7 protein-coding genes and 1 pseudogene are annotated in these 9,224 nt (G+C 70.2%); 6 read left to right on the top strand and 2 right to left on the bottom strand.

The genetic code is table 11. From position 1 onward, the window contains the following. Both ACJ73U_RS36030 and ACJ73U_RS36025 read right to left on the bottom strand, forming a co-directional pair. A pseudogene (locus ACJ73U_RS36030) lies at window positions 1–1,531 on the bottom strand (phosphoketolase); the annotation flags it as partial. Window positions 1,532–1,748: 217 nt separating this feature from the next. Further along, window positions 1,749–2,570, bottom strand: a complete 822-nt coding sequence (locus ACJ73U_RS36025) for a GntR family transcriptional regulator (RefSeq protein WP_407782236.1) — start codon at window positions 2,568–2,570, stop codon at window positions 1,749–1,751. Between the two features lie 181 nt (window positions 2,571–2,751). Here ACJ73U_RS36025 and ACJ73U_RS36020 point away from each other — a divergent pair, with 181 nt between their 5' ends. The 6 genes from ACJ73U_RS36020 to ACJ73U_RS35995 form a co-directional block, all read left to right on the top strand. Further along, a complete protein-coding gene (locus ACJ73U_RS36020) occupies window positions 2,752–4,008 on the top strand; it encodes an extracellular solute-binding protein (RefSeq protein ID WP_407782235.1) in 1,257 nt (418 codons plus the stop codon). A gap of 147 nt (window positions 4,009–4,155) precedes the next feature. Beyond that, window positions 4,156–5,109 carry a carbohydrate ABC transporter permease gene (locus ACJ73U_RS36015; RefSeq protein ID WP_407782234.1) on the top strand — a complete coding sequence of 318 codons (954 nt, stop codon included), beginning with the start codon at window positions 4,156–4,158 and terminating at the stop codon, window positions 5,107–5,109. After that, a complete protein-coding gene (locus tag ACJ73U_RS36010) occupies window positions 5,106–5,927 on the top strand; it encodes a carbohydrate ABC transporter permease (RefSeq protein ID WP_407782233.1) in 822 nt (273 codons plus the stop codon). Before ACJ73U_RS36015 ends, ACJ73U_RS36010 begins: the two co-directional genes overlap by 4 nt. A gap of 18 nt (window positions 5,928–5,945) precedes the next feature. After that, window positions 5,946–7,442 (top strand): beta-N-acetylhexosaminidase, encoded by a 1,497-nt coding sequence (locus tag ACJ73U_RS36005; protein WP_407782232.1) that lies wholly within the window; start codon window positions 5,946–5,948, stop codon window positions 7,440–7,442. Window positions 7,443–7,537: 95 nt separating this feature from the next. Beyond that, window positions 7,538–8,866, top strand: a complete 1,329-nt coding sequence (locus ACJ73U_RS36000; RefSeq protein WP_407782231.1) for a cellulose binding domain-containing protein — start codon at window positions 7,538–7,540, stop codon at window positions 8,864–8,866. 149 nt (window positions 8,867–9,015) lie between these two features. Beyond that, window positions 9,016–9,224: hypothetical protein (locus ACJ73U_RS35995; protein WP_407782230.1), on the top strand; the 209-nt coding region annotated here is incomplete at its 3' end.

Here is a 9,224-nt window from a genome sequence, read left to right as displayed (position 1 = left end):
GGTAGTTCAGTGAGGCGACCGGGCGTCGCCAGGAGAGTTTCTTGCTGGTCATGAGCCACTTGGCGTGCTGGTTGAACATGGAGTCGACGATGTGGATGAACGCCTCGTAGCAGGAGAACAGGCCGTGGCGGCCGGTGAGCAGGTAGCCCTCCAGGAAGCCCTGGCACAGGTGCTCGGAGAGCACCTCGACGACGCGGCCCTCTTGTCCCAGGTGTTCGTCGACGGGCAGGACCTCGGCCTCCCACTGCTTGCCGGTCACCTCGTAGACGGCGTCGAGCCGGTTGGAGGCCGTCTCGTCCGGGCCGAACAGCCGGAAGTTCGTGTCGTTGTCGCGGATCAGGTCGCGGAGGAACCGGCCGAGCACGCGGGTGGGTTCGGAGGTGCTGTTGCCGTGCTTCTCGACCTGGGCGGCGTAGGCGCGGAAGTCGGGCAGTTCGAGGGGGGTGAGCAGGAGGCCGCCGTTGGCGTGCGGGTTGGCGCCCATCCTGGCCTCGCCGTCGGGCACCTGGTCCAGCAGCGCGGTCACCGGCCGGCCGTGCTCGTCGAACAGCTCCTCCGGGCGGTAGGAAAGCAGCCACTGCTCCAGCAGCGCGAGGTGCTCGGGGTTGTCCCGCACGGCGGCGAGCGGCACCTGGTGCGCTCGCCAGGTGCCGGTGACCTGGACGCCGTCGACCTCGGCCGGACCGGTCCAGCCCTTGGGGGAGCGGAGCACGATCATCGGCCACCGCGGTCGCTGTGTCCTGCCGGCCCTGGCTTCCTGCTGGATGGCGGTGATCTCGTCGAGCGCGGCGTCGAGGGTGGCGGCCATGTCCTGGTGCATCTGCTCCGGGTCGTCGCCGGTGACGTAGTGGGGGGCGTAGCCGTAGCCGCGCAGGAGTGCGTCGAGTTCTTCCTGGGGGATGCGGGCGAGGACGGTGGGGTTGGCGATCTTGTAGCCGTTGAGGTGCAGGACCGGCAGGACCGCGCCGTCCTTGACGGGGTTGAGGAACTTGTTGGCGTGCCAGCTGGTCGCCAGCGGCCCGGTCTCGGCCTCGCCGTCGCCGACCACGCAGGCGACCACGAGGTCCGGGTTGTCGAAGGCGGCGCCGAACGCGTGGGCGAGGGAGTAGCCGAGTTCGCCGCCCTCGTGGATGGAGCCGGGGACCTCGGGGGCGACGTGGCTGGGCACGCCGCCGGGGAAGGAGAACTGGCGGAACAGCGTCAGCATGCCCTTCTCGTCCCGTGACACGCCCGGGAAGGCCTGGGTGTAGCTGCCCTCCAGCCAGGTGTTGGCGAACATGGCCGGCCCGCCGTGGCCGGGGCCGATCACGTACATCATGTTCGTGCCACGGGCCCTGATCACCCGGTTGAGGTGCGCGTAGAGGAAGTTCAGGCCCGGGGTGGTGCCCCAGTGCCCGAGCAGGCGCGGCTTGATGTGCTCACGGCGCAACGGCTCCCGCAACAACGGGTTGTCCAGCAGGTAGATCTGACCCACGGACAGGTAGTTCGCCGCACGCCAGTACGCGTCGAGCTGGGGCACGTTGGTGGTCACCGAGTCTCTCCCCTGGTTGTGATCGCCCGGAGTGCTGGGGTGCCCACCGGTAGGCGATCTATGCAGTGCCCAGCCTGCCCGCGGACCGGCCACGGTGCCAGGGCTGTTGGACCCGTCGGGGAAGGGACCTCCGTCAACATGATCGCGAAGGGAACGCTCGACCCGCGTTCGGCCCCACTGTTTCCGTCGGAACTCGCCGGCGTCGGGGGAAGGGCCGCTACTGGATGTCGCCGGTCGTGGCGGAGCGGACCGGGCCGCGGGCGGTGAGGTCGCCGGGTGGGATGCCGGGGTGGTGCGCGCTCGCGGTGGGAGTGCCGGAGGTCGTCGCCGTGGGGCCCAGGGCCAGGCGGGAGACGATGCGGTAGCGGTCGCCGCGGTAGAGCGAGTGGACGTACTCGATCGGGCGGCCGCCGTCGTCGTTGGTGAGGCGTTCGAACAGCAGCGCGGGAGACAGGACCGGCACGCCCAGCAACGTCGACTCGTGATCGTTGGTGACCGTCGGTTCGACCGACTGGATCGCGTCGTGCACGCGGACGCCGTGCTCGTCGAGCCGGGCGTAGAGGTCGCCGGACTCCAGGTCCGCCAGGGACAGTCGCGGCGCCACGGACACCGGCACGTGCAGGTACTCGATGGCCATCGGCGAGCCGTCGACGAAGCGTTGCCGGGCCACGTAGAAGATCTCCGCCGCCGGCGAGATCCGCAGCCGCCGGCCCACCCGGGCCCCCGCCGCGACGGTCGCGAACTCCAGCACCTTGCTCGTCCACGTGCCCGCCGCCTGGGGCAACGTCATCGACCGCGCGTCCGAGACCATCTCCTGCGTGATCTTGGCCGGTGCGACGAACGTCCCCCGCCCGTGCTGGCGCACCAGCATCCCGTTGTGCACCAGTTCGTCCACCGCGGAGCGCAGCGTCGGCCGCGACACCTCCAGGCGCTGGCAGAGCACCCGCTCGGCGGGCAGCGGCGCGCCCGGGGGGTGCGTCTCGATCAGTTCGAGCAGGTAGTCCCGCACGCGCTCACGTTTGAGGATGGCTCCGGCCATGCCGCCAGTATGACAACCGAACCAGAGGAAAGCTGCCCGACCTGACCACTCTGTGGTGAACGTCTTGCCAAATACCGGTCTCTACCTGGGTATTGACGCAGAGATTGGTCTATGCCATTTTGGTGCAGACCACCGAACCTTACCAATTGGTCAGGTCCCCGCCGCACCGTGAGGTGACCCCGTGCCGCATCGCTTCGCCGCAGGCCTGCTCACGCTGGCCCTGACCCTCCCCGCCCTCGCCGCGTGCGGCTCCGATGACGCCGCGGGCGACGGGGGCCGGCGGCAGCTGACCGTCTGGCTGATGAAGGACACCGCGACCGACGGGTTCGTCAAGGACTTCGAGGCGTCGTTCGAGAAGGACCACCCCGAGTACGACCTGACCGTCCAGATCCAGGAGTGGGACGGCATCACCGAGAAGGTCACCGGCGCGCTGGCCAGCACCGACCCGCCGGACGTGATCGAGGTCGGCAACACCCAGGTCGCGCAGTACGCGGCGAGCGGCGGCGTCACCGACCTGTCCGGCAAGGTCGACGAGCTGCGGGGCAAGGACTGGCTGCCGGGCCTCGCCGACCCCGGCGCCGTCGACGGCCACCAGTTCGGCATCCCGTTCTACGCGGCCAACCGCGTCGTCATCTACCGCACGGATCTCTTCCAGGCCAAGGGCATCACCCCACCCACCACTCGGGAGGAGTGGCTCGCCGCCACCGCGCGGCTCAACCAGGGCGGCGTGCAGGGCATCTACCTGCCCGGCCAGAACTGGTACGTGCTCGCCGGCTTCGTCTGGGACGAGGGCGGCGACCTCGCCGTGCGCGACGGCGACAGGTGGAAGGGCGCGCTCGACACGCCGAAGGCGTTGGCCGGCGCGGACTTCTACCGCCAGCTCCAGGCGCTCGGCAACGGGCCGAAGGACTCCGACGAGGCCAAGCCGCAGCAGACCGACGTGTTCGCCCGCGGCGACGTCGCGCAGCTCATCGCCGTCCCCGGCGCGGCCAAGCTCGTCACCACCGCCAACCCCGACCTCGACGGCAAGCTCGGCTTCTTCCCCATCCCCGGCAAGAGGGCGAACGAGCCGGGCGCGGTGTTCACCGGCGGCTCCGACCTGATCGTGCCGGTGGCCTCCACCCGCCAGGACGGCGCCTACGCGGTGGTCGAGGCGCTGGCGGGGGAAAAGTGGCAGACCGAGCTGGCGAAGACCATGAACTACGTGCCCAACCGCACCTCGCTGGCCGACGCCGTCGAGGACGACCCCGGCGCCGCCGCGATGGCCGTGGGTGCCGCGAACGGCCACGCCACGCCGAACTCCCCGAACTGGACGGCCGTCGAGGCCCGCAACCCGATCAAGGAGTTCCTGACCAAGGTCCTCACCGGCGGCGACCCGAAGACCGCCGCCGCGGACGCGGACGCGGTGATCACCGCCGCACTGAACACCGCGAACTAGGACCGGTCCGTTGGATCGTCATACGAGGTCCGCACCTGACCAGCGGATACCTCAGGGGAACGGGACGGCGCCAGTCACGATCCACCTCGACACCGGCAGCTGTCGCCGGAACGAGACCCACACCCAGAGATTCGGGGAGGCGGGCTAGTGGCACTCACCGAGGCACCCCCGGTGCGGCGGTCCAGCCGCGTGACCGTCGCGCCGGGTGGTGGCCGGCGCCGGAGCTTCTGGCCCTACCTGCTCATCAGCCCGACCCTGCTGGCAACCGCCTACCTGCTCGCGTACCCGTTGCTGCGCAACGTGATCATCTCCTTCCAGCACTTCGGGATGGCCGAGCTGATCCGCGGCGGCGCGAGCTTCGCCGGGTTCGCCAACTACGCGGCGGTGCTCAGTGACCCGGAGTTCTGGTCGGTGGCCGGCCGCACGTTCCTGTTCACCGCGATCAACGTCGTGCTGATCATGGTGCTGTCCACGGTCGTCGCGCTGCTGACCATCCGGCTGGGCCGGTACCCGCGGCTTCTGGTCCTCAGTGGACTCGTGCTCACCTGGGCCACCCCGATGATCGCCGCCACCACGGTGTTCCAGTGGATGTTCTCCTCCCAGCTGGGGGTCGTGAACTGGGTGCTGGTACAGCTGGGGTTCGAGCGGTTCCGCGGCCACACCTGGTTCGCCGACGGGCCGCAGACCTTCGCGATCCTCGTGGTGCTGATCGTGTGGCAGTCGGTGCCGTTCGCCGCGCTGACGCTGTACGCGGCGATGACCACGGTGCCGCACGAGCTGTACGAGGCGGCGCGCATCGACGGCGCGAGCGGCGCGCGGTCGTTCCGCTCGATCACCTTTCCCGTGCTGCGCCCCATGTTCGGGCTCGTCACGTGCCTGGAGGTCATCTGGGTCGGCAAGGCGTTCGTGCAGATCTGGGTGATCAGCGAGGGTGGCCCCGGCCGGGCGACGACCACCCTGCCGGTGTACGCCTACCAGGTCGCACAGTCGCTGCACCGCTACGACGTCGGCGCGGTGGTGTCCGTGCTCATGGTGCTGCTGCTGGTGTTGGCGCTGCTGTTCTACTTCCGGCACATGTACCGCGAGGAGGCCGCCGCATGACCGGCCGCCTGACGAGGAACCTGCTGGCACTGCTCGTGTTCGCGGTGTCGGTGTTCCCCGTCTACTGGATGGTGCTGACCGCGTTCAAGCCGACGCGGGAGATCCAGGCGGTGACGCCGACGTTCTGGCCGTCCTCGCTGACCGTCGAGCACTTCGCCGCGGCCGTGCACGCCGACGGCTTCTGGTCGTTCTGGCGCAACAGCCTGCTGGTGGCCTGCTCCGCCGTGCTGCTGTCGCTCGTGGTCGCGCTGCTCGCGGCGTACGCGGTGGCCCGGCTGCGGTGGAAGGGTCGGCGCGGCTTCATCCTCATGGTGTTCATCGCGCAGATGACGCCGTGGGAGGCGCTGCTGATCCCGATGTACGTCATCGCACGGGACACCGGGATGCTCGACACGCTGTCCATGCTGACGCTCGTCTACTTCATGATCACCCTGCCGTTCACGATCGTCACGCTGCGGAACTTCCTCGCGGGTGTCCCGGTCGAGCTGGAGGAGGCGGCCCAGGTGGACGGCTGCGACCGGCCCGCGGCGTTCCGGCGGGTGGTGCTCCCCCTGCTCGCACCCGGCCTGCTGACCACGTCGCTGTTCGGGTTCATCACCGCGTGGAACGAGTTCGCCTTCGCCAACCTGCTGATCATCAAGGACCAGGACGACCGCACCCTGCCGGTCTGGCTGTCCTCGTTCAGCAACACCTTCGGCACCGACTGGGGCGCGACCATGGCCGCGTCGACCCTGTTCATGCTGCCCGTGCTGGCGATCTTCCTGGTGCTGCAGGGAAGGGTGACCGCCGGGATCACCGGCGGCGCGGTCAAGGGCTGAGAGACCAGGAGGCGACACGTGATCGTGCCACGACCCACGCGCCTGCGCCGGCGGGCCGGCCAGTTCGTGTTCGGGCCCACGACGGCGCTGCGCGCCACCCAGGGTGCGGAACCGGCGGCCCGGCTGCTGCGGCGCCACCTCCGCCCGGCCACCGGGTTGCCACTTCCCCCGTCCGCCACCGGAACCGTGCTCCTCACACTGGACGAGCAGCTCGTCGGGCTCGGCGACGAGGGGTACGCGCTGACCGTCAGCGAGCTGGCCGTGGTGCTGCGGGCCCGGCGCCTGGCCGGCCTGCTGCACGGCGTGCAGACCATCCGGCAGCTGCTGCCGGTCGAGGCGTTGGGCGAGGTGCCGGCGCCGGGCGTGGTGTGGGCACTGCCGTGCGTCGACGTCGAGGACTCGCCGCGGCTGCCCTGGCGGGGCGCGATGCTCGACGTCGCCAGGCACTTCCAGCCGGTGCGGTTCCTGCGCCGGTTCGTGGACCTGCTGGCACTGCACAAGCTCACCGTGCTGCACCTGCACCTCACCGACGACCAGGGCTGGCGGATGCCGGTCGCCGCCTACCCCGCGCTGACCGAGGTCGGCGGGACGCGGGCGCGCACGCAGCTCGGTCCGGCGGGCAGCGACCGGTTCGACGGCGTCCCGCACGGCGGCGCCTACACGACCGCCGAACTGCGCGCGCTGGTGGCGTACGCGGCCGAGCGCGGGGTGCGGATCGTGCCGGAGATCGACCTGCCCGGGCACGCGCGGGCCGCGCTCGCCGCCTACCCGTGGCTGGGTAACCACCCGCAGCGCCGGCTTCCCATGTGGACGGAGTGGGGGATCTCCGAGGCGGTCTTCGGTGTGCACGAGCGGGTCTTCGACTTCCTCCGCACCGTGTTCGGCGAGGTCATGGACGTCTTCCCCGGCGAGCACGTGCACATCGGCGGCGACGAGGTGCCGGTGACCGAGTGGGCCGCCAGCCCGGTGGCACTGGACCGGGTCGCGCGGGAAGGGCTGACCGGTCCGGAGGCGCTGCGCGGGTGGTTCCTCAACCGGGTCGGCGGGCTCCTCCTCGACCAGGGGCGGGTGCCGGTGTGCTGGGCGGACGCCGGGGACGGCACCCGCCTCGATCCGCGGACGGTCGTCATGCCGTGGCAGGACTCGACACCCCTGGTGGACGGGCATCCGGTCGTGCTCACGCCCTACCGGTCGACCTACCTGGACTATCCACAGTCGACGGACGACGACGAGCGACCCGGTCAGCCGGGCGCCGTGGTGACGACGTACGACGTGTACCACCAGCCGATCCCCGACGACCCGGCCGTGCTCGGCAGCCAGTGCCAACTGTGGACCGAGCAGGTGCCGCGTCCGGAGGACGTCGAGTACCTCGCCTTCCCGCGCCTGTGCGCCCTGGCCGACGCGCTGTGGTCCGCGAAGCCGGACTGGGCGGCCTTCGGCGCCGCGATGGCCGTGCACGAACGGAGACTGGCGGCCCTGTCGGTCGCCTACCGAGCCCTGACCGCGACGAGCTGAGAGGAGGCCCGCACTCCCACCCGGTACGCACCCCGCACGTACAGGAGGACGAGTTGTTCCGCAGATCCCTGGCTGCTGTCGCCGCGGCGGCAGTGGTGACCACGTTCCTTCAGGCGCCCGCGTCCGCCGCCGCGGACGCCGTGACCGCCAACTACCGCACCAGTGCCACGGGCGCCACCACCGACCAGGCGGAGCCGTGGTTCACCATCACCAACACCGGCACGACCACCATCCCACTCGCCGACCTCACGCTGCGGTACTACTTCCGCGGCGACACCCCCGACGTCGGCTACCGCTTCGCGTGCTCGTGGGCGGTGCGCGGCTGCGGCAACGTCACCGGCACCTTCCGGCCGCTGTCCACCCCGACGTCGACCGCCGACCGCTACCTGGAGGTCGCCTTCACCTCGGGCGCCGGCTCGCTCGCGCCGGGTGCCGACACCGGCGACCTGCAGCTGCGGTTCTACCGCACCAACTGGGCCTCGATCACCCAGACCGACGACTACTCGTTCACCAACCGCACGACCTACACCGCGTGGGACAAGGTGACCGTGCAGCGCGACGGGACGACGATCTGGGGCACCAGCCCCGGCGGCGACGCCCCGGGTGATCCCGGCAACCCGCCGGACCCGACCGGCAGGGTCATGTTCGACGACTTCGCCTACACCTCGTCGAGCGACCCGCGGATCGCCCAGCGCGGGTGGACCGTCCGCGCCGGCGGCGGCGGCCCCGGCGTGCCGGGTGCGACGTGGGACCCGTCGCTGGTCACGTTCCCGACCGTCAACGGCAACCAGGTGCTGCAGCTGGAGTCGTCGAACAACGGGTCGAGCGCGCGGCAGACCGAGATGTACCACCAGCGCAAGTTCTTCGAGGGCACCTACGGCGCGCGGGTGTTCTTCTCCGACACGCCGGTGCGGGGTGTCGACGGGGACAACGTGGTGCAGACGTTCTTCACCATCACGCCCCTGAACGCCCCGATGGACCCGAACTACGGGGAGATGGACTTCGAGTACCTGCCCAACGGCGGATGGGGTGAGCCGTCGAACATCCTCTACACGACCACATGGGAGACCTACCAGGAAGACCCGTGGATCGCCGACAACATCCACACCGAGCAGCGCGCCAGCTTCGCGGGCTGGCACGACCTCGTGATCCAGGTGGCGTCCGGCCGCGTGCGCTACTACATCGACGGCAACCTGTTCGCCGACCACGGTGACCGGTACTACCCCGAGACCCCGATGTCGATCAACTTCAACCTGTGGTTCATCTCCGGCGGCCTCGTCGGCTCGTCGGGTGACCGCGCCTACCAGGAGCGGGTCGACTGGGTCTACTTCGCCGAGAACGAGGTGGTCAGCCCGGCCCAGGTGACGTCCCGGATCAGCGGCTACCGCACGTCCGGCGTGTCCCACGTCGACACCGTGCAGTGAACGATCGGTGGGGAGCGGCCAGGCCGCTCCCCACCGATCGCCAAGAGTGCACTCGATTCCGCGGCCGGCCACGCGGCAGCGGTTGCCGGGTACGATCCACCCCGGATCGTGAATCCCGGTTCTGAAAGCGACGGCGAAGGAAATCGTCCATGCGCAGAATTTTGACCCTGATAAGCGTCCTTGCCGCGATCGCGGGCACGACGATCATGGCGGCCGGTCCGGCAGCGGCCCTGGGCGCCGAGTGGGTGGGCTGCCGCGTCGTCCCGACCACCCCCGACATCCAATTTACCCAGTACTGCGCCAACCGGACTCTCATCGTCGGTACCTACACCGCCGGCTTCCAGGTGTTCAACACCTC

It is taken from the genome of Actinophytocola sp., assembly GCF_045807065.1.
Taxonomy (GTDB): Bacteria; Actinomycetota; Actinomycetes; order Mycobacteriales; family Pseudonocardiaceae; genus Actinophytocola.
Note: the sequence above shows the minus strand (reverse complement) of the source record. Positions and strands in the feature narration are given on the sequence as shown.